Source organism: Pseudokineococcus basanitobsidens (assembly GCF_037482545.1).
GTDB lineage: Bacteria > Actinomycetota > Actinomycetes > Actinomycetales > Quadrisphaeraceae > Pseudokineococcus > Pseudokineococcus basanitobsidens.
In genome coordinates, this window is record NZ_JBBIAA010000006.1 from 16,337 (window position 1) to 37,233 (window position 20,897).

15 protein-coding genes are annotated in these 20,897 nt (G+C 77.5%); 1 reads left to right on the forward strand and 14 read right to left on the reverse strand.

Annotation, left to right across the window (positions count from 1 at the left end; all coding sequences use genetic code 11):
• Nucleotides 1–756 precede the first annotated feature (756 nt).
• A complete protein-coding gene (locus tag WDZ17_RS07670; RefSeq protein ID WP_339574559.1) occupies nucleotides 757–1,185 on the forward strand; it encodes a pilus assembly protein CpaE in 429 nt (142 codons plus the stop codon).
• Between the two features lie 6 nt (nucleotides 1,186–1,191).
• Here the strand turns inward: WDZ17_RS07670 and proB are convergent, their stop codons facing one another.
• From proB to WDZ17_RS07740, 14 genes are all read right to left on the reverse strand, one after another.
• The gene (gene proB / locus WDZ17_RS07675) at nucleotides 1,192–2,313 is read right to left on the reverse strand and encodes a glutamate 5-kinase (protein ID WP_422631891.1); all 1,122 of its coding nucleotides are present in this window, start codon (nucleotides 2,311–2,313) and stop codon (nucleotides 1,192–1,194) included.
• A 77-nt stretch (nucleotides 2,314–2,390) separates the two neighbouring features.
• Nucleotides 2,391–3,965 carry a GTPase ObgE gene (gene obgE, locus WDZ17_RS07680; protein ID WP_422631885.1) on the reverse strand — a complete coding sequence of 525 codons (1,575 nt, stop codon included), beginning with the start codon at nucleotides 3,963–3,965 and terminating at the stop codon, nucleotides 2,391–2,393.
• 181 nt (nucleotides 3,966–4,146) lie between these two features.
• On the reverse strand, nucleotides 4,147–4,422 hold the full coding sequence (gene rpmA / locus WDZ17_RS07685) for a 50S ribosomal protein L27 (RefSeq protein WP_339574561.1): 276 nt from the start codon (nucleotides 4,420–4,422) through the stop codon (nucleotides 4,147–4,149).
• 111 nt (nucleotides 4,423–4,533) lie between these two features.
• A complete protein-coding gene (rplU, locus tag WDZ17_RS07690; RefSeq protein ID WP_339574663.1) occupies nucleotides 4,534–4,851 on the reverse strand; it encodes a 50S ribosomal protein L21 in 318 nt (105 codons plus the stop codon).
• Nucleotides 4,852–5,076: 225 nt separating this feature from the next.
• Nucleotides 5,077–8,874 (reverse strand): Rne/Rng family ribonuclease, encoded by a 3,798-nt coding sequence (locus WDZ17_RS07695; RefSeq protein ID WP_339574562.1) that lies wholly within the window; start codon nucleotides 8,872–8,874, stop codon nucleotides 5,077–5,079.
• A gap of 431 nt (nucleotides 8,875–9,305) precedes the next feature.
• A complete protein-coding gene (locus WDZ17_RS07700; RefSeq protein WP_339574563.1) occupies nucleotides 9,306–9,878 on the reverse strand; it encodes a GNAT family N-acetyltransferase in 573 nt (190 codons plus the stop codon).
• Between the two features lie 151 nt (nucleotides 9,879–10,029).
• Entirely contained in the window at nucleotides 10,030–10,500 is a 471-nt protein-coding gene (gene ndk, locus WDZ17_RS07705) for a nucleoside-diphosphate kinase (protein WP_339574564.1), read from the reverse strand.
• 118 nt (nucleotides 10,501–10,618) lie between these two features.
• The gene (locus WDZ17_RS07710) at nucleotides 10,619–11,017 is read right to left on the reverse strand and encodes a DUF4233 domain-containing protein (RefSeq protein ID WP_339574565.1); all 399 of its coding nucleotides are present in this window, start codon (nucleotides 11,015–11,017) and stop codon (nucleotides 10,619–10,621) included.
• Nucleotides 11,014–12,594 carry a bifunctional folylpolyglutamate synthase/dihydrofolate synthase gene (locus tag WDZ17_RS07715; RefSeq protein WP_339574566.1) on the reverse strand — a complete coding sequence of 527 codons (1,581 nt, stop codon included), beginning with the start codon at nucleotides 12,592–12,594 and terminating at the stop codon, nucleotides 11,014–11,016. Before WDZ17_RS07715 ends, WDZ17_RS07710 begins: the two co-directional genes overlap by 4 nt.
• Entirely contained in the window at nucleotides 12,591–15,908 is a 3,318-nt protein-coding gene (gene ileS / locus WDZ17_RS07720; RefSeq protein ID WP_339574567.1) for an isoleucine--tRNA ligase, read from the reverse strand. The genes WDZ17_RS07715 and ileS overlap by 4 nt, the downstream gene beginning before the upstream one ends.
• 322 nt (nucleotides 15,909–16,230) lie before the next feature.
• Nucleotides 16,231–16,605: a hypothetical protein gene (locus tag WDZ17_RS07725; RefSeq protein ID WP_339574568.1), complete on the reverse strand. Its 375-nt coding sequence runs from the start codon at nucleotides 16,603–16,605 to the stop codon at nucleotides 16,231–16,233.
• Nucleotides 16,606–16,685: 80 nt separating this feature from the next.
• Nucleotides 16,686–17,198 carry a ribose-5-phosphate isomerase gene (locus WDZ17_RS07730; protein ID WP_339574569.1) on the reverse strand — a complete coding sequence of 171 codons (513 nt, stop codon included), beginning with the start codon at nucleotides 17,196–17,198 and terminating at the stop codon, nucleotides 16,686–16,688.
• Nucleotides 17,199–17,331: 133 nt separating this feature from the next.
• Entirely contained in the window at nucleotides 17,332–19,062 is a 1,731-nt protein-coding gene (locus WDZ17_RS07735; RefSeq protein WP_339574570.1) for a dihydroxyacetone kinase family protein, read from the reverse strand.
• 124 nt (nucleotides 19,063–19,186) lie between these two features.
• On the reverse strand, nucleotides 19,187–20,686 hold the full coding sequence (locus WDZ17_RS07740; RefSeq protein ID WP_339574571.1) for an FGGY-family carbohydrate kinase: 1,500 nt from the start codon (nucleotides 20,684–20,686) through the stop codon (nucleotides 19,187–19,189).
• Nucleotides 20,687–20,897: the final 211 nt, after the last annotated feature.

Here is a 20,897-nt window from a genome sequence, read left to right on the forward strand (position 1 = left end):
GGGGTGCCGGGTGCGGGGGTGCCGGGTGCGGGGGTGCCGGGTGCGGGGGTGCCGGGTGCGGGGGTGCCGGGTGCGGGGGTGCCGGGTGCGGGGGTGCCGGGTGCGGGGGTGCCGGGTGCGGGGGTGCCGGGTGCGGGGGTGCCGGGTGCGGGGGTGCCGGGTGCGGGGGTGCCGGGTGCGGGGGTGCCGGGTGCGGGGGTGCCGGGTGCGGGGGTGCCGGGTGCGGGGGTGCCGGGTGCGGGGGTGCCGGGTGCGGGGGTGCCGGGTGCGGGGGTGCCGGGTGCGGGGGTGCCGGGTGCGGGGGTGCCGGGTGCGGGGGTGCCGGGTGCGGGGGTGCCGGGTGCGGGGGTGCCGGGTGCGGGGGTGCCGGGTGCGGGGGTGCCGGGTGCGGGGGTGCCGGGTGCGGGGGTGCCGGGTGCGGGGGTGCCGGGTGCGGGGGTGCCGGGTGCGGGGGTGCCGGGTGCGGGGGTGCCGGGTGCGGGGGTGCCGGGTGCGGGGGTGCCGGGTGCGGGGGTGCCGGGTGCGGGGGTGCCGGGTGCGGGGGTGCCGGGTGCGGGGGTGCCGGGTGCGGGGGTGCCGGGTGCGGGGGTGCCGGGTGCGGGGGTGCCGGGTGCGGGGGTGCCGGGTGCGGGGGTGCGGCGGTGCCGGCTGCGGCGGTGGCACCTCGCGGGTCGGGGGCGCAGGATCGGCCCCGACGAGCACCCACGACGACGCCCGGCGGGCCCGCGCGCTGCCGGCGACCGGGAGGACCGACCTGTGATCTCCGTGCCCACCGCCCGAGCCCTGCGCACGTCCGGCCTGGCGTGGGAGCCCGCGTCGGGCGACCGCTTCGTCATCACCGACCGGGACATGGACGAGCAGGTCTTCGTCCTGTCCGACATGGTCGTCGAGGCGCAGGACCACGCGACCGGTCGGGTGCTCGGCTTCAACGGCACGACGGAGTGGGCGCTGGACTCGGTCGCCGCCGAGCAGGCCGTCTGGCTGCCGCGGGAGTCGCAGCTGCGCGACCTGCTCGGGGACTCCTTCGTCGGGCTCGAGCGGGAGAACGACGAGGGCGGCCGGCCGCGCTACGTCGTCCGCTCCCGCACCGCCGACGGCGAGCACCCCACGAGCGCCGACGACGCGGAGGAGGCGTACGCGCTCGCCCTGCTGGCGGCGCGCGCCCGGGACGCCCGCGCCTCCTGACGGCGGTCAGCGCGGGACGAGCACGAGGTCGTCGCGGTGCACGAGCACCCGGTCGTGACCGGGGCCGAGGGAGCGGGCGAGCTCGGCGGTGGAGCGGCCCAGCATCGCCGGCACCTCCTCGGCGTCGAAGCCGACCAGCCCGCGGGCCAGCACGTGACCCGTCCCGTCGACGAGGTCGACGGGGTCACCGGCCGCGAAGCCCCCCGTCGTCGCGCGCACCCCCGCGGGCAGCAGGGACGCGCCGCGCTCCCGGACGGCGCGCACGGCGCCGTCGTCGAGGACGAGCGTGCCGCGGGTCCGGGCGGCGTGCGCGAGCCAGAGCAGGCGGGTCGGTCGACGCCGCCCCGTCGCCGCGAACCACGTCCCGACGTCCTGCCCCGCCAGACCCGCCGCGGCGAGCGCGGCGCTCGTCAGCAGCGCCGGGATGCCCGAGGAGGTCGCGAGTGCCGCGGCGTCGAGCTTGGTGGCCATCCCGCCCGTCCCGACCCCCGCCGCGCCGGCCCCGCCGACCTCCACCGCGGCGAGGTCCGCCGGTGAGGCGACGAGGGGCACCCGGCGGCTCCCCGGGCGGGACGGGGGGCCGTCGTGGAGCGCGTCGACGTCGGACAGGAGCACGAGCGCGTCGGCGCGGACCAGGTGCGCGACGAGCGCCGCGAGCCGGTCGTTGTCGCCGAAGCGGATCTCGTCGGTGGCGACGGTGTCGTTCTCGTTGACGACCGGCAGGACCTGCAGGTGCAGCAGTCGCTCCAGGGTGCGCTGGGCGTTGCGGTAGTGCCCGCGGCGGACGACGTCGTCGGCGGTCAGCAGCACCTGCCCCACGGCGGCGCCGACGGGCGCCAGGGCCCGGGCGTAGGCGGCGACGAGCAGGCCCTGGCCGACGCTCGCGGCGGCCTGCTGCGTCGCGAGGTCACGCGGTCGCCGGACCAGGCCGAGCGGCGCCAGGCCAGCGGCGATGGCGCCCGAGGAGACGAGCACCACCTGGCCGCCGCGCCCGCGCACCGCCTGCAGCGCGGTGACGAGGGCGCCGAGCCGGTCCTCGTCGAGGCCGCCGGCCGCCGAGGTCAGCGACGAGGACCCGACCTTGACGACGACGCGGCGGGCGGACGCGAGGTCGGCCCGCCCGCGCACGGGCGAGCTGCCCTCGGGCGGGTCGGCGCCGGCGCCGACCTCCGGGTCGGGCCCCCGGCCCGCCCCCGGGCCGGCGCTCACGCGCGGTCGCGGCCGCCGCTGCCGGCGCTGCGGCCCGCCGCGGCCGCCCGCCGCTCCTCGCGACGCTCGGCGTCGAGCTCGGCCTGCGTCCGGGCCCGGGCGTCCTTGCGCTCGGCCTGCTCGCGCCGGCGCTCCTGCGTCGTGCGGCGCCCCTCCCCGGCGAGCCGGGCGTCCTCGCCGCGGGGGCCGGCGAGGAGCTCGGCGCCCCCGACGAGCGTGGGGTCCCAGTCGAAGACGACGGCGCCGCGCGGGGCGTCGTCGGCACCGATGACGACCTCGGAGCCCGCGACCGCCCCGGCGGCGAAGAGGTCGTCCTCGACGCCCAGCTTCGCCAGCCGGTCCGCGAGGAAGCCGACGGCCTCGTCGTTGCTGAAGTCGGTCTGGCGCACCCACCGCTCGGGCTTGGTGCCGCGAACGCGGAACCGGACGCCGTCCGTCGCGTCCTCGGCCTCCTCGCGCACCACGGTGAAGCCCGTCTCGTCCACCGCCCGCGGGCGCAGCACGACGCGCGGCGCGGCGGGCGCCGGCGCCTGCTCGCGGGCGCGCCGCACCAGCCGGGCCATGGCGAAGGAGAGCTCGCGCAGCCCCTCGTGGCTCGCCGAGGAGACCTCGAGGACCTCCAGCCCGCGCGCCTCCAGGTCGGGGCGCACGAGCTCGGCGAGCTCGCGCGCCTCGGGCACGTCCATCTTGTGCAGCACCACGAGCGTCGGGCGCTGCTCCAGGGGCAGACCGGGCTCCCCCGTCGCGGTGAGGTCGACGGCGTAGCGCGCCAGCTCGGCCTCGATCACCTCGAGGTCGCTCAGCGGGTCGCGGCCGGGCTCGAGCGTCGCGCAGTCGAGGACGTGGACGATCGCCGCGGTGCGCTCGACGTGCCGCAGGAACTCGAGCCCGAGGCCGCGGCCCTCGCTGGCCCCCTCGACGAGGCCGGGGACGTCGGCGACGACGAACCGCTCCTGCCCGGCGACGACGACGCCGAGGTTGGGCACGAGGGTGGTGAAGGGGTAGTCGGCGATCTTGGGCCGCGCGGCCGACAGGGCCGCGACGAGGCTCGACTTGCCCGCGCTGGGGAAGCCGACGAGCGCGACGTCCGCGAGCGACTTCAGCTCCAGCACGACGTCGCCGCTCCATCCCGGCTCGCCGAGGAGCGCGAAGCCGGGGGCCTTGCGCCGCGTCGTGGCCAGGGCGGCGTTGCCGAGCCCCCCGGCTCCCCCGGGGGCCAGCTCGACGTCGGTCCCGACGTCGACGAGGTCGGCCAGGACGCGGCCGTCGGCGGCGTCCTTGACGACGGTCCCGGCGGGGACACGCAGCACGAGGTCCTCCCCCGAGGCGCCGTGGCGCAGGCTGCCGGTGCCCGGCCGCCCGTTCGCCGCGACGCGGTGGGGCGCGTGGTGGTACTCGAGCAGCGTGGTGGCCGAGGCGTCCGCGACGAGACGGACGCTGCCGCCGCGCCCGCCGTTGCCGCCGTCGGGGCCGCCGAGCGGCTTGAACTTCTCGCGGTGCACCGACGCGCACCCGTGCCCACCGCTGCCCCCCGCCACGTGCAGGACGGCGCGGTCCACGAACATCGGCACGACGGCCTCCTCGGCCGGCCCGGGAGGGCCGTTGGTGCGGGTGGGGACGACGGGTGCCGGTGGTCCCCACGACGGGGCGGCGGGGACGCACGAGAGGGGTGAGCCGTCCGGCTCACCCCTCTCGTCCACCCGGGGCCGGGTCGGACCGGCGGTCGGTGGTGCGTCGTGCTGCGGTGGCGCCTCAGTCGGCGACGGGCTCCGCCGCGACCGGGGCGACGACGTTCACCGTGCGGCGCCCGCGACGGCTCCCGAAGAGCACGGCGCCGGGGGCGAGGGCGAACAGCGTGTCGTCCTTGCCCCGGCCGACGTTGTCGCCGGGGTGGAAGTGCGTGCCCCGCTGCCGGACGATGATCTCGCCGGACTTGACCTCCTGGCCGCCGAAGCGCTTGACGCCCAGCCGCTGCGCGTTGGAGTCGCGCCCGTTGCGGCTGGAGCTGGCGCCCTTCTTGTGTGCCATGGCTCGTGCCTCTCCTCGTCCGTGGTCCCCGACCCCCGGACGCTGTCGCAGGGGTCGTGCTGGGTGTCGCTGCCGGTGGTCCGTGCCGGGCGCCCCGTGGGGCGCCGCGCGTCAGGCGTCGATCGCGGTGATGCGCACCTTGGTGTGCTTCTGGCGGTGGCCCTGACGCTTGCGGTACCCCGTCTTGTTCTTGTAGCGCAGAATCGTGATCTTGGGGCCCTTGACCTCCTCGACCACCTCCGCCGTCACCGTGACGCCGGCGAGCGCCGAGGCGTCGCTGGTGACCGTGGACCCGTCGACGAGCAGGAGCGGGGACAGCTGGAGGTTCGTGCCCGCCGCGGGGGTCCCGCCGCTCACGCGGTCGATGAGCAGCTCGCTGCCCACCGACACCTTCTCCTGCCGGCCACCGGCGCGGACGATCGCGTACACCACGGGACTCTCCTGACGTCGACCGGTCGGGACCGGCGGGGCGCTGGCGCGCCCGGGTTGGTCGATCTCACGGGCTGTTCGAGCTGCTGGCCGCCGGCGCGACGGCCCGGGCCCGGGACGGGCGGGGCGCGCACGGCGGAGGACGCACCGGTGGCGCGCCCGCGCAAGAGTACGGACGCCGCACGCAGGGGGTCAAACCGCGGCCCCCTGCGCGCGGCGGGGCCGTCAACGGGGGCCGGCGTCCGCGCCGGCGTCGGCGCCGGCGTCCGGGCCGGCGTCCGGGCCGGCGTCCGGGCCTGCCCCCACGTCGGCGACGTCCGGACCGTCGTCGCCCCCGTCGGGGACGTCCGCGGCGGCCTCGAGGAGCTCGGGCTCGAGCGGGACGGCCGGGTCGACCCCCGGCTCCTGGTCGCCGACCTGCTGCGGCGTCCCGTCCGCGTCGTCGCCCCCGCCCGCCAGGGCCAGGTCGACCCCGTCCCCCGCGGGGGCGGCGCCGGCCGTGCCGACCGCCACCTCGACCGCGGCGGCGGCCGCCTCCCCCGCCTCGGGGCCGTGCTCGTCGGAGGCGGCGCGGACGGCCTCCTCGTGCTCGTGCCGGGACGCCCGGGCCACGCGGGCGATGGCCTCGGCGACCTCGCGGGCGGAGGCGGCGCGCCGGCCGGCCTCGTCGTCCTCGGCCGGTGCCGCCGTGCCCCCGTCGCCCGTCTCGACCGTGTCGCCCTTCTCGGCCCTGTCGCCCTTCTCGGCCCTGTCGGCCTTGGCGCCGCGACCGCCCCGGCGGGAGCGCTTCGTGCGGCCCCCGCCCTCGTCGTCCCCGTCGGCGGGCCCCGCGTCGGACCCGCCCCGGGAGGAGCCGTCCTGGGCGGCGCCCTGGCCACCGCCCTTCTGCGCCTGGCCCGAGCCCTCGCCGGTGCGGCCGAGGAGCGGCTCCTCGTGCAGCAGGACGCCGCGACCGCCGCAGTGCTCGCAGGGCTCGCTGAAGACGTCGATGAGACCCTGCCCGACGCGCTTGCGGGTCATCTGGACGAGGCCCAGGGAGGTGACCTCGGCGACCTGGTGCTTCGTCCGGTCCCGCCCGAGGCACTCGACGAGGCGCCGCAGCACGAGGTCGCGGTTGCTCTCGAGCACCATGTCGATGAAGTCGACGACGATGATCCCGCCGATGTCGCGCAGCCTGAGCTGGCGCACGACCTCCTCGGCGGCCTCCAGGTTGTTGCGGGTCACGGTCTCCTCGAGGTTGCCCCCCGAGCCCGTGTACTTCCCGGTGTTCACGTCGACGACGGTCATCGCCTCGGTGCGGTCGATGACGAGGGAGCCGCCGCTGGGGAGCCAGACCTTGCGGTCGAGCGCCTTGGCGATCTGCTCGTCCACGCGGTAGGTCGCGAAGGCGTCCACGTCCTCGCTGCGCACGACGCGGTCCGCGAGGTCCGGTGCCACGCCCTCGACGTACTCGCCGACGACGCGGGCGACGTCCTCTCCCTCGACGACGAGCCGCGAGAAGTCCTCGTTGAAGACGTCCCGCACGACCTTGACCGCCAGGTCCGGCTCGGTCGACAGGGCGTTCGGCGCGCTGACGGAGGTGGAGCGTCGCTCGATCGAGGCCCACTGCTCCTGGAGGCGTTCGACGTCGCGGCGCAGCTCGTCCTCGCTGGCGCCCTCGGCGGCGGTGCGGACGATGACGCCCGCGTGCTCGGGGACGACGGCCTTGAGGATCTTCTTGAGCCGGGCGCGCTCGGTGTCGGGGAGCTTGCGGCTGATGCCCGTCATCGAGCCGTTCGGCACGTACACGAGGTAGCGACCGGGCAGCGACACCTGGCTCGTCAGCCGGGCGCCCTTGTGGCCGACCGGGTCCTTCGTCACCTGCACGAGGACGGGGTCGCCCGCCTTCAGCGCCAGCTCGATCCGCCGCGGCTGCCCGGAGAGACCGGCCGCGTCCCAGTTCACCTCGCCGGCGTACAGGACGGCGTTGCGACCCCGGCCGACGTCGACGAAGGCCGCCTCCATGCTCGGCAGCACGTTCTGCACCTTGCCGAGGTAGACGTTGCCGACCATGGACGTCTGGGTGCGGCGGGCGACGTAGTGCTCGACCAGCACGCCGTCCTCGAGCACGGCGATCTGGGTCCGGTCGCCGCGCTCGCGCACGACCATCGTCCGCTCCACGCTCTCGCGGCGGGCCAGGAACTCGGCCTCGGTGACGACGGGACGACGACGGCTGCCGTCGCGCCCGTCCCGACGGCGCTGGCGCTTGGCCTCCATCCGCGTCGAGCCCTTGATGCCGGTGACCTCGTCCTCGGCGCGGCGGCGCTCGCGGTCCTCGCGGGACTCGCCGGACTCCTCCGACCCGCCGCCCGAGCTCCCGCGGCGACGGCGACGGCGACGGCGGCTGGAGCCGCCCTCGGTGTCGGTGTCGGTGTCGCCGTCGGTGTCCGCACCACCGTGGCCGGACGCCGCGTCGGCCTCGTCGTGGTCACCGTCGCGGCCGGAGCCGCCCCGGCCCGGGCCGTCCGCCTCGGAGGCGCCGCGCTCCCGGTCACCCGCTCCCTGGTTCCCGGACCCCTGGCTCCCCATCTCCTGGTCCCCGGACGCCTGGTCCCCGGGCTCCTGGTTCCCGGTCTCCTGGCCGGCCTCGTCCTCGCCGCCCGAGCGGCGCTTACGACCACGACCGCCCCGACGACGACGACGACGGCCCCCGTCGCCGGTCTCGTCCTCGTCCTCGGACGCGCCGTCCGCGGCGCCCGACGACGGGGCGTCGTCCTGCTCCTGCGCGGCCCCCGCGCTCGTCGGCGCGCCCGCCGCGCTGCCGGCGCGACGGCGGCGCGGACGCCCGGACCGCTCGCCCTGGCCGAGCTCGTCCAGGGCCGCAGCCACCGCCGCCCCGGCGTCCCTCGACGCCTCGGCCGGCGCGACCTGCTCGTCCCGGCCCTCCCCGGCGGGCGGCTCCTGCTCCCAGCCCGACTCGCCCTGGTCAGGGACGGACCGCTCCGCCCCGGGCTGCTCGGTGCCGGGCCGCTCCGCCCCGGGCTGATCGGTGCCGGGCTGCTCGACGCCGGGCTGCTCGGCGGCCGCCTGGGGCTCCGCCTCCTCGACGTGCACCGGCGGCCCCGCAGGACGCGACGCCCCGCGCCGCCGCCGGGGCGGCGCGGCGGCCACGGGAGCCTGGAAGAGGGCCGCGGGGACCGACGCGGCGGCGGACGCCTCGTCCTCGCCACCGGCGGTCTCGACCGGTGCGGCGGGCTCCTCGTCGTCCGGCGCCGTCGCGTCCTGGACGGGACCGTCCTGGTCCACCGCGTCCTGGTCCACCGCGTCCTGGACCTCCGCGTCCTGGACCTCCGCGTCCTCGTGCGGGCCTGGGGCCGGCGTGGCGGAGGTGCCCTCGGCGTCCGCCTCGGCGCGCGGGGCCGCCTCGGCGGACGGCTCACCGGGGCGGTCGGACGACTCGCCCGGCGCGACGGCCAGCTCGGCGGCCAGCGCCGCCTGCGCGGCGCTGCGCTCGTCGGAGGCCGCACCGCCCCCGGCGGCGGTGCCACCCGCCGCGCGGCGAGGGGCGCGCCGACGACGGGCCTTCGGCGGCGCCTCCTCGACCGCGGGCTCGGCCGCCGGCGGCTCCTGCGCGCTCGGCTGCTCCTCACCCGTCCCGGGCGAGGCGTCGGACCCGGTGCGGGCGTCCGGCGTCTCTGCGCTCGTCCCGATGCCCTGCCCGGAGCCCGCCGCGGAGCGGCTGCGCGTCGAGCGGCGTCGCGGCGTCCTCGCCGGCGGCTCGGCGCCGCCGGGGCCCTCGTCCGTCGGTGCGACGGTCGGCGGGACGTCCGGCGCGGCGGTGCCGGCGGTCGTCCCCGGCTGGTCGCCGGAGGGCGCCTGCTCGTCGGGCAGGGGGGCGGGCGGGCCGGCCGGTCGCGACGCCGCACGGCGTCGGCGGGGTCGCGCCGTCCCGGCCGCCGGTGCGTCGGCGGCGACCGTGCTGCCGTCCGCGCCGTCCTGGGGGCCGTCCTGAGGGCTGTCCGGGGTGCTGTCGAGCGGTGCCACGGGGGCGCTCCGTCCACGCAGCGCGTCGCGCCGCACCTGCTCGCGCCGGCGGTTCGTCGTCACCCGGGGGCGACGGAAGTCGTGGGGTGCTCCCGGGCCTCGCTGCGCGCTCCGGCGATGTGTCCACCGGGTGAGCGCGCGCGGAGGGGCTCGGTCGCCGACGAGCCCCCGTCCGGCAGGTCCGAGGATCCGCCACGGCTGCCAGGCCCCCTGGGGACGGCCCCTGCGCCTGCCGGTGCGCGGAGCGCAGTCGGCGGCGCGAGGTCGGTCGCCCCGCAAGGTGCGGTGAGGACGTCGTCGGGTCGCGCGGACAGGTGCGGCGTGCCGCACGACCGTGGGGAGTATCGCACAGCGGCGCCCACCGGGGCCCTCTCGCGCAGCGGGTCCCGCGGCCGTCGGTCCAGGCGTCGCTGCCGGTCGAGAGGGAGCCGTCAGTCGAGGGGGTGGAGGTCCAGGGGGTGCACGAGGTCGTCGAGGCCGGAGACGTCCTCGTCGTCGGCGGCCGCCCCCTCCAGCGGGTGCACGAGCAGCTCGCGGGCGTCGCGGAAGCCGAGACGCCGGTAGAGCGGCGCCGCTCGGGAGCTGCCCGGGGAGAGCACGACGCGGACGAGCTCGGCGTCACGGGCGCCCTCCAGCGCCGCCTCGACCAGCGCCGTCCCGGTGCCCCCGCCCCGGTGGTCCGGCAGGACGAAGAGCCCGCCCAGGTAGCCCCACGCGGTCACGGGTGCCCCCGGTCGCGGCAGCCGCTCGTAGCGGAGCATCCCGACCATGCCCACGGGGAGCCGGAGGCCGGCGGTGCGCCCGCCCTCGCCGCCCCGGGCCTCGGCCAGCCAGAAGGACCGCTGGTGGGCCTCGGCCCGCACCCAGGCGGAGAACCGTCGGCCGAAGTCGGCGTCGGCCGGGGCCTGCCCGTCGCCGGAGGCCGACGCACGGCGGAGCAGGGCCAGCGCGGCGACGTCGCCCGCGGCGTCGAGGACCGCCGGACGGACGCGGACGGTGCTCACGACCCGGTCCTAGCGGGCGTGTCGACCCCTGCCATCGGGACTCCCGGGCGGACGGGTGCTGCGGACGCCGCGAGGCTACTCCCGCTCCCGCGCGGGGCACGCCCGCGGCCGGGCGCGGCCCGCGGCGGCCGCGGCACGGGCGGGGCGTCGCTCAGAGCGAGGGGAACCAGAGGGCGAGCTCCCGGTCGGCCGACCCCGGCGAGTCGGAGCCGTGCACGAGGTTCTGCTGGACGGCCAGGCCCCAGTCGCGACCGAGATCGCCGCGGATGGTGCCGGGCGCCGCGGTGGTCGGCTCCGTGGCGCCCGCGAGGCTCCGGAAGCCCTCGACGCACCGCTGCCCCTCGACGACCGCCGCGACGACGGGGCCCGAGGACATGAAGGCGACGAGGGGCTCGTAGAAGGGCTTGCCCTCGTGCTCGGCGTAGTGCCGGGAGAGCAGGTCCCGCGTCGGGGTCCGCAGGTCGAGCGCCACGAGGCGGTACCCCTTGGCCTCGACACGCCGCAGGACCTCGCCCACGAGCCCGCGCGCGACGCCGTCGGGCTTGACGAGCACGAGGGTGCGCTCCACCTGCTCCCCCGGTCCTTCCTGGCTCTGCTGCGCGCTGGTCTGCTGGTCGGCCATGGGGTACCTCCGGTCGTCGGCCGATCCCTCGGCGCGGCGGCACGGCGCCGGCGGGCGCCGGGCCGCGGGGAGCGTAGCGACCGCCGCCCCGCCGGGCGGCTGCCGCGGCGGGGGCCGGCTACCGCGTGGGGGGGCCGGGCGCGCCGGCGGGCGGCTCGCCGTCCTCCCACGTGTCGGGGTGCCCCCACCGCTCGACGAAGGCGGCCCGGTCGCGGTCGACGGTGCGACCCAGGTGGAGCAGGGCCGCCCACAGCACGAGGAAAACGGCGCCCAGGGCGAACATCGCCGGCAGCACGAGACCGCCGAGCACGACGACGACCTGCAGGGCCCACCCCAGCCCGATCCCCCATGGCCGGCGGACCAGCCCCGAGGCGAGCACCAGGACGACCGCGAGGCCGAGCCCGCCGCCCCACACGAGGCCCGCCGGGGCGTCCGAGAGCCGGGACGCGGCGAGCACCGCGAAGAAGACGAGGAAGGCCTCGAGCACGAGCACCGCGGCCGCGAGGCGCGAGGTCATCCGCGCCCGCCCGGCCGACGGCCGTCGTCCTCGTCGTCCGCCTCGTCGAGGGGCTCGCCCTCGTCGTCCAGCGGGTAGCCGAGGATCGTCAGGGGGTCGCGCTCGTCGGCGCCGTCGTCCTCGTCCTCCTGCTCGGCTCCGCCCGGCCGCCCTGCCCCGCTCGCGCCCGGGCCGCGGGTGCGACCGGGCGCGTCGACCGCCGGGGCGCCGAGCAGCTGCCGGGCCTCGGCCGCCACCGTGACGGAGCCGGTCACGAGGACGCCGCCGCCCCCGCCGCCGGAGGCGCCGGTGTCGGCGAGGTCGACCGCGAGCGCGATCGCCTCGTCGAGCCGCTCGGCCACGTGGACGCGGTCCTCGCCGAAGACGTCCCGCGCCACCTCGGCGAGCTCCTCGACGTCCAGCGCCCGGGGCGAGCCCGACCGCGTGACGACGACCTCCTCCAGCGCCGGCTCCAGCAGCGCGAGCATCGCCTCGGGGTCCTTGCCCTCGAGCACCCCGACGACGCCGACGCCGTGGCTGACCGCGAAGGCCTCCTCGAGGGCGTCGACGAGCCCGGCCACGCCCGCCGGGTTGTGGGCGGCGTCGACGACGACGAGCGGGGAGGGCCGCAGCACCTCCAGCCGCCCCGGCGAGGCGACGTCGCCGAGCGCGGCCTCGAGCACCTCGCCGTCCAGAGCCCGCTCTCCCCCGCCGAGCAGCGCCTCGACGGCGACGACGGCCAGCGCCGCGTTGTGCGCCTGGTGGGCCCCGTGCAGCGGCAGGAAGACGTCCTCGTACCGCGCCGCCAGGCCCTGGACGGCGATGAGCTGGCCGTCGACCGCGACGGACCGCCCGGCGAGGGCGAACTGCTCGTCCTCGCGGACGACCCGGGTGCGCAGCGGCCGCGCGTGCTCGGCGAGCACCTCGTCGACGCCCTCGGGCTGCTGCCCGACGACGGCGATCGCGTCCCGGCGCAGGATCCCCGCCTTCTCGGCGGCGATCTCCTCGACGGTGTCCCCGAGCAGCTCGGTGTGGTCGAGCGAGATCGGGGTGAGCACCTGCACGGCCGACTCGACGACGTTCGTCGCGTCCCACGCCCCGCCGAGCCCGACCTCGACGACGGCGACGTCGACGGGCGCCTCGGCGAAGGCGGCGAAGGCCATGACGGCGAGCGCCTCGAAGTACGTCAGCGGGACCTGCCCGGCCGAGCGCAGCTCGCCGTCCACGAGCGCCAGGAACGGGGCGACGTCCTCGTGCAGGTCGGCGAAGGCGTCGGCGGCGAGGGGCAGCCCGTCGACGCTGATCCGCTCGACGACGCTGTGCAGGTGCGGGCTCGTGAACCGGCCCGTGCGCAGGCCGTGCTCGCGCAGCAGCCGCTCCGCGATGCGCGCCGTCGACGTCTTGCCATTCGTCCCGCCGACGTGGACGACGGGGTACGCGCGGTGCGGGTCGCCGAGCAGCTCGCACGCGCGGCGCACCGGGTCGAGCCGGGGCTGCACCTGGCTCTCCGGGGTGCGGGCGAGCAGCTCGGCGTGGGCGGCGCGCAGCCGCTGGGCGGGCGAGCCCGAGGACGTGGGCCCGGTCGCGGGGATGCTCATCGGACCTCCACCCTGACCCGGACGGCCGCGCCGTCGCCGGCGGTGCCGTCGCTGACGCCGGCCGCGGGGTCGGCCGGGGCGTCGGCGAGCTCGCCGGCCGCGCCGCCCACGTCCCTGGCGGACGCGAAGGTCGCGAGCCCGACGGACGAGGCGAGCACCTCCTCCTGCAGGAGGCGCTGGTGGACCGTCACCGCCGCCACCACGGGCTCGTCGCCGAGCACCGTGAGACGGATCCGGTCGCCGACCGCGAGGCCCGCGTCCCGGCGGGCCTGCTGCACGACGCGCACGACGTCGCGCGCGACCCCCTCGGCCGCGAGCTCCGGCGTCACCTCGGTCGTGAGCACCACCCAGCCCGCGCCCGGCAGCACCGCGGCCGCCGTCCCCGGCGCCTGCTCGCCCACCACGCGCTGCACCTCGAACTCCCCCTCCACCAGCTCGACCCCGCCGGCGACGGCGGTCCCGTCGCCGCGCACCCGGACGTCGCCCGCCTTCGCGGCGCGCAGCGCGACCTGGACCTGCCGGCCCAGCCGTGGCCCCGCCGCGCGGGCGTCGACGACGACGCGCTCCTCGACGCCGCTCGTGGCGTCGGCGGCGTCCGTGAAGACCACCTCCCGCACGTTCACCTCGTCCCGGACGACCTCGGTGAAGGCGGCGACGTCGGCCGCCTGCTCGACGACGACCTCCAGCCGCGCCAGCGGCAGCCGCGTGCGCAGCCCGTGCGCCTTGCGCAGCGACGACGCCGCCGAGCAGACCGCGCGCACGCGGTCCATGGCGCCGACGAGCCCGGGGTCGTGGGCCAGGCCGTGGTCCGTCCCGGACGACGGCCAGTCCTCCAGGTGGACGCTGCGGCCGCCCGTGAGCCCGCGCCAGACCTCCTCCGTGGTCAGCGGCAGCAGCGGCGCCGCGACCCGGCAGACGACCTCGAGCACGTGCGCGAGCGTGTCCATCGCCGCGCCGTCCTCGGCCCAGAAGCGGGCGCGGGAGCGGCGCACGTACCAGTTGGTGAGCACGTCGACGAACTCCCGCACCGCCTCGCAGGCGCCGGCCACGTCGGCCACGTCCATCGCCGCCGTGACGGCGTCGACGAGGTCGGCCGTCCGCGCGACGACGTACCGGTCCAGCGGGTCCGGCGACGGCGGCGCGTCGGTGCGGGCCTCACGGCCCGCGCCGCCGTCCGCCGCGTTGGCGTAGAGCGCGAGGAAGGACCACGCGTTCCACAGCGGGAGCAGCACGGCGCGCACGCCCTCGCGGATGCCGGCCTCGGTGACCACGAGGTTGCCGCCGCGCAGCACGGGCGAGGCCATGAGGAACCAGCGCATGGCGTCCGAGCCGTCGCGGGCGAAGACCTCGCCCACGTCGGGGTAGTTGCGCAGGCTCTTGGACATCTTCTGGCCGTCGTCGCCGAGGACGATGCCGTGGCTGACCACGCGGCGGAAGGCCGGCCGGTCAAACAGCGCCGTCGCCAGCACGTGCATCGTGTAGAACCACCCGCGCGTCTGGCCGATGTACTCCACGACGAAGTCGCCCGGGAAGTGGTGGTCGAACCAGTCGCCGTCCTCGAACGGGGCGTGCACCTGGGCGAACGGCATGGAGCCCGAGTCGAACCAGACGTCGAGGACCTCGGGCACCCGGCGCATCGTCGAGCGCCCCGTGGGGTCGTCGGGGTTCGGCCGGGTCAGGGCGTCGACGTACGGCCGGTGCAGGTCGGTCGGGCGGACCCCGAAGTCGCGCTCCAGCTCGTCGAGGGAGCCGTAGACGTCGGTGCGCGGGTGCGCCGGGTCGTCGGAGACCCACACCGGGATCGGGCTGCCCCAGAACCGGTTGCGGCTGATCGACCAGTCACGGGCGCCCTCGAGCCACTTGCCGAACTGCCCGTCCTTGACGTGGCCGGGCACCCACTCCACCTGCTGGTTGAGCTCGACCATCCGGTCCCGGACCTTCGTCACCTCCACGAACCACGAGGAGACGGCCTTGTAGATGAGCGGGTTCCGGCACCGCCAGCAGTGCGGGTAGGAGTGCACGTAGGAGTCCGCCCGCAGCAGGTGGCCGCGCTCGCGCAGGGTCCGCGTGATCGGGGTGTTCGCCTCGAAGACGTGCTGCCCCTCGAGGTCGGGGACCACGGAGGTGAAGCGGGCGCGGTCGTCGACGGTGAGCACGACGGGGATGCCGTGCTCGGCGCACACCCGCTGGTCGTCCTCGCCGTAGGCGGGCGCCATGTGCACGACGCCGGTGCCGTCCTCGGTCGTCACGTGGTCGCTCGGCACGACGACGTACGCGCGCTCGGTGCCGAAGGTCTCGGCGTCGACGAGGTAGTCGAACAGGGGCGTGTAGCGGCGGCCGACGAGGTCCGCGCCGCGCAGGCGCCCCACGACGCGCTCCTGCGGGTCCTCGCCCAGGTCGAGGGCGCCGGCGTACGCCGCGAGACGCGCCGCGGCCAGGACGTACCGCTCCCCCGCGCCGCCGTCGGCCGCGCCCTCCCCCGCCTCGACGACGACGTAGTCGACGTCCGGGCCGACGGCGACCGCCAGGTTGCTCGGCAGCGTCCACGGCGTCGTCGTCCAGGCCAGCAGGCGCTCGCCCGTCTCCAGCCCGAACCAGACGGTGACCGCCGGGTCCTGCCGCTGGGCGTAGACGTCCTCGTCCATCCGCAGCTCGTGCGTGGACAGCGGCGTCTCGTCCCGCCAGCAGTACGGCAGCACCCGCTGCCCCTGGTAGACGAGGCCCTTGTCGTGGAGCGTCCTGAACGCCCACATCACGCTCTCCATGTAGGAGAGGTCGAGGGTCTTGTAGTCGTGCTCGAAGTCGACCCAGCGCGCCTGACGGGTGACGTAGGCGCGCCACTCGTCGGTGTAGCGCAGCACGCTCTCGCGGCACGCCTCGTTGAAGACCTCGACGCCCATCGCGAGGACGTCGCGGCGACCGCCGATGCCCAGCTGGCGCTCGGCCTCCAGCTCGGCCGGGAGGCCGTGGCAGTCCCAGCCGAACCGGCGCTCGACGCGGCGCCCGCGCATGGTCTGGTACCGCGGGACGACGTCCTTGACGTACCCCGTCAGCAGGTGGCCGTAGTGCGGCAGGCCGTTGGCGAAGGGCGGCCCGTCGTAGAAGACGTACTCGTTGCTCCCGTCCTCGCCGGCGGGGCGCTGCTCCACGCTGGCACGGAAGGTGCCGTCCGCCGCCCAGTGGTCGAGCACGCGCTGCTCGAGCTCGGGCAGCCGCGGCGACGAGGTCACCCCGGGCTCCGGCGAGGGCAGGCCGCAGCTGGCGAGCGGGTAGGTACCGCGCGCCGCGGTCGCGGTGCTCTGGGGGGTCGTCACGGGACTCGTGCCTCCTCGCCCCGGGCGCGCACGCACGCGCCGCGGACACGAGGACGAGGGCCCGGCGTCCGGCCGGCGCTCCCGCGGTACCACCTCGCTTGCGCCGTCCCGGTCCCCATGGGTCGCGGTGCGGCGCCGCTCGTTCTCCAGCGCTGACGGGCTGGTCCCGTCCGGTTCTACTGGGGCGCCCCGCCACGAGGGTCGGGCGCCTGTTCTTCCGGAGGCTCGCCGGTGATGGCCGGGTCGACGCCTGTGCTCGCGAGCGTACGCGCCGACCGGGCCACGGGTCGAGCGGCGCAGGCCGCGCCGGCCTCCGTCGTGCTCAGACGCTGAGCACGACGAGCCCCGCCACGGCGAGGGGCAGGCCCACGAGCAGGAAGACGCCCAGACCCGTGAGGCCCCCTCCCGCGTCCCGGCTGCGGTCGGGGCCGGGGCGCAGGCCGGCTCCGTACACGGTCGCCGCGTCGATCTCCGAGGCCCGCGTGAACGTGTCGTTCGCGGTGATGCCCACGAGGGCGCCGACGCCCACCGCACCCCAGCCCCAGGTGCTCCGGTAGTCGGCCACGCCGAGCGCGGTCAGCACGCCGGCCACGACGGAGACGAGCACGAGCGCGAGCAGCAGACGTACCCCGACCGCTCGCGCCACCGCCCTCGACGTCCGTCCCGCGACCTGCCCGTCCCGCCCGCCGCCTCGCATCCCGGCACGCTACGGGAGGCCAGGCCCGCGCCGGGACGGCCGGAGCGCCCGGTCCGGGACCCACGGGTCCAGGTGGGTCCTCAGTCGCACCTCGCCAGGTCGACGTCGCGCTGCGTCGCCAGCTGCGCCGCCTCGTCCTCGTAGCCCCGGATGGCGTCGACCTTCGCCGCGGACGCCGAGGAGGCGTCGAAGCGGTACCCCAGCCACTCGCGCGCGAGGCGGCGCGCCAGCTCGAGCCCGACGACCCGCTGCCCGAAGCACAGCACCTGGGCGTCGTTGGAGAGCACGGCGCGCTCCACCGAGAAGCTGTCGTGCGCCGTCACCGCGCGCACCCCGGGCACCTTGTTGGCGCTGATGGCCACGCCGAGACCGGTACCGCAGACGAGCAGGGCTCGGTCGGCGTCACCGGCGGCGACGCGGCGGGCGGCCTCGACCGCGACGTGCGGGTACGCCGTCGACTCGTCGCCGTTGACGCCGACGTCCACCACCTCGGCGACGCGCTCGTCGGCCTCGAGGTCCGCCTTCAGCGCGTCCTTGTACTGCACGCCCGCGTCGTCCGCCCCGACGACCACGCGCCAGCCCTGCTCCGCCATGTCTGCTCCTCCGCTCGTCCGTCCCTGGTCGTCCGTCCCCGGGTGATGTCGCCCGAGGGGTGCCGCGCTCGCCCGTCCGGGCCTCGTCCTGGTGCTGCCAACGCGGCCGGCTCGACCACCATGCCCGACCGGCTCAGTCCCGCAGCAGGCCGGTGACGGTCCGGACGACCATCCCGAAGGAGGTCGCCCCCGCGTCCGGCGTCCCGATGCTGCGCTCGGCCAGCGGGCGGGCCCGTCCGACCTTCGGGCGCAGGTCGGCGGTCGCGCGCCCCGCCTCCTGCGCGGCGGTCGCGGCGGCGTCCCAGGCGGCCGGGAGGTCGTCGCCGGCCTCGACGCGCTCGCGCAGGGTCGTCCGGAACGGCTCGATCGCGTCGAGCATCGTCTTGTCCCCGACCTGCGCGCCGCCGAGGCGCAGCAGCACGTCCATCCCGGCGTCGACGGCGTCGACGACGTCGGCGGGCGACGGGCGGGCGTCGTCCCCCACGCGCGTCCCGACCGCGGTGAGCGCCGCGCCCCACAGCACGCCCGACGTCCCCCCGGCGCGGTCCGCCCACGCGCCGCCCGCGGCCCGGAGCACGCCGCCGGCCCCGCGGCCGCGGGACTGCGCCTCGCGCGCCGCGTCGAGCGCGGCGCCGGTGCCGCGGACCATGCCGCGCCCGTGGTCGCCGTCCCCGGCGACGGCGTCGATGCGGCCCAGCTCCTCCTCGGCGTCCGCCATGGCGGCCGCCACGGCCTCGGCGCCGCGCACGACGTCGGGCGCCAGCGAGCGCGACTGCGGGCTGCCGCCCGACTCCTCGTCCGGCGGCGGCGCCGCGGCACGGGCGGCGTCCGCGGCGGAGCGCTCGGAGCCCTGCACGAGGTCGGCCACGGAGCCCTTGCGGTAGGCGGGGGTGTCCGCCGGTGCGCGCCACCACCGCTCGAGGTCCTCGTCGAGCCACATCAGCGTCAAGGAGACGCCGCCCATGTCGAGGCTGGTGACGAGCTCGCCCACCTCCGGCTCGACGACCTCGAGGCCCGCCTCCGACAGCAGCCGCGCGACCGTGCGCCAGAGCACGAAGAGCTCCTCGTACTTCACGGTGCCGAGGCCGTTCAGGACGGCCGCGACCCTCCCGCCGTCGGCGCCCTCCGGCGCCTCGCGCAGCAGCCCCTCGACGAGCTGTCGGGCCAGGTCGGCGGCCGACGGCATGTCCTCGTCCGAGACGCCCGGCTCGCCGTGGATGCCGAGGCCGAGGCTCATCGAGCCCTCCGGCACGCGGAAGAGCGGCTCGTCGGCGCCGGGCATCGTGCAGCCGGAGAAGGCGACGCCGAGGCTGCGCGTGCGGTCGTTGGCCCGGCAGGCGGCCTGCTCGACGCCGTCCAGGTCGAGGCCCTCCTCCGCCGCGGCGGACGCGCACTTGAAGACGGTGACGTCGCCGGCGATGCCGCGCCGCTTGGCGACCTCGTCCGGACCAGCGCTGGCGACGTCGTCGGTGACGGCCAGGTAGCGGGCGTCGTGCCCCTCGCCGCGCAGGTGCTCCACGGCCAGGCCGAAGTTCATGACGTCGCCCGCGTAGTTGCCGGTCGTCAGCAGCACGCCGGCACCGGCGTCGGCGGCCCGCGCGACCGACGCCGCCTCCGAGGCCGACGGCGACGTGAACACGTTGCCGACCACCGCGCCGTCCGCGTACCCCGGTCCCACGACGCCGCAGAAGGCCGGGTAGTGGCCCGAGCCGCCGCCGACGACGACCGCCACCTTGCCTTCGCGGGTGGCGCGCGCGCGGACGACACCACCGGGGACACCGACCACCCTCCCGGCGTGCGCGTCGAGGAAGCCCGCCAGGGCGTCGTCGCTGAAGCTCGCCGGGTCGTCGTGCAGGCGCGTCATCGCGTCTCCGCTCGTTCGCGGCCGGGGCTCGCCCGGCGCCGCCAGGGGCCGTGCCGACGACACGACGCCGGCGTGGGGAAGAACGATAGTGCTGGACGGACGTTCATGCACGAGTCCGGAAGGGTCAGGTCTCGCCCCGGGGCAGGGCGGACAGGCGGCCCACGATGTCGCGCGTCGCCGGGTACAGGTCGGCGAAGGCCGCTGCCAGCTCGTCGTAGAGGCCGCGCAGCGAGGTGTCGGGCTCGACCAGCACACCGGGACGGGACCAGTCGGTGCCCGGTGGCACGACCCCCACGCCCTCGGCTGCCAGGAGCGCCGCGCCGTAGGAGGCGCCGACGGCCTGCGCCGGCACGACCTGGGCCCGTCCCGTGACGTCGCTGACCACCTGGGTCCACAGCCCGCCTCGCGTACCGCCCCCGACCGCGACGAGCGGCCGCTCGCCCGGCGTCCCCGCGGCGGTGCCGAAGAGGTCGAGGACCTGCGCCACGCCGAGCGCGATGCCCTCGAGGCCCGCCCGGTACAGGTGGCCGCGCCCGTGGCGGAGCGTGAGGCCGGCGACGACGCCCCGGGCGCCGGCGTCGAAGACGGGGGTCCGCTCCCCGGCGAGGTAGGGCAGCACGAGCAGGCCCTCGGCCCCCGCTGGCACGGCCCGCGCCTCGGCGAGGAGCTGCTCGAAGGGCACGCCCCCGGTGAGCTGCTGCAGCCAGGCGGTGAGGCTCCCCGCCGTCGCCGTGCCGCCGGAGAGCGTGTACGACCCGGCGTCGAGCCCGCAGGTCGTCCAGAGCGGAGGCCGGCGGCGCAGCTCGGGGAGCACCTGGACGAGGAAGCTCGTCGAGCCGTACATGAGCATGAGGTCACCGGGTCGGCGCACGCCCGCCCCGTGGGCCTCCGCCCACGCGTCGACCGCCCCGGCGACGACGGGCAGGCCGGCGGGCAGCCCCGTCACCTCCGCCGCGGCGCTCGTGACCACCCCGACGACCTCGTCCGGGCGCACGAGGCGAGGGAGCGGCATGTCGCCGAGGACGGCCGGCGCCCAGTCGCGCGACCAGTCCCGCGAGCGCAGGTCGTACAGCGGGTCGCACTGGCTCGCCGAGTGGTGGTCGAGCGCGGTCTCACCCGTCATCCGCGCCGCCACGAAGGAGCTGCACCCGTGCCAGGCGCTCGCCCGGTCCCAGGCCTCCGGGGTGCGGCGTCGCGCCCACAGCAGCTTGGGCCCCAGCGACTGGCTGGACAGCCCGCCGCCGCAGCGCTCCTCCAGGGCCTCGGCACCGAGCAGAGCGGTGAGCTCGTCGACCTCCTCGCCGGCCCGGACGTCGATCCCGTAGAGGACGGCCGGGCCGATGGCGCGCCCGTCCTCGTCGACCAGCACGAGGCAGGGCCCGATACCGGTGGTGCACACCGCGGCGAGCCGGTCCCCGGCAGGGACCTGCGGCACGAGCTCCCCGCACAGGGCGACGACGTCGCCCCACCAGTCCGCGTCGGCGTCCATCTCTGCGCGCCCGGGCACCGGCAGGCTCATGTGGTGGGCCCGCACGGCCACCGCGACGACGTCGCCGTCGGCGCGCACCAGCAGCGCCTTGCTGCTGCTGGTGCCGATGTCGACGCCGAGGACCAGGTCGCTCACGCCACGACCCGCCCGGCCGTGCCGCGTCCCGCCGCGCCACCCCGTCGTCGCACGCGCCGAGCCTAGGTGAGGATGGCGACGACGCAGCGCCCCGGGGCGGCGACCGGCGAGATCCGCCGGCCCGGCGGCTCGCCCCGCCTCGGCACGTCGCCCCGCCTCGGCACGTCGCCCCGCCTCGGCACGTCGCCCCGCCTCGGCACGTCGCCCCGCC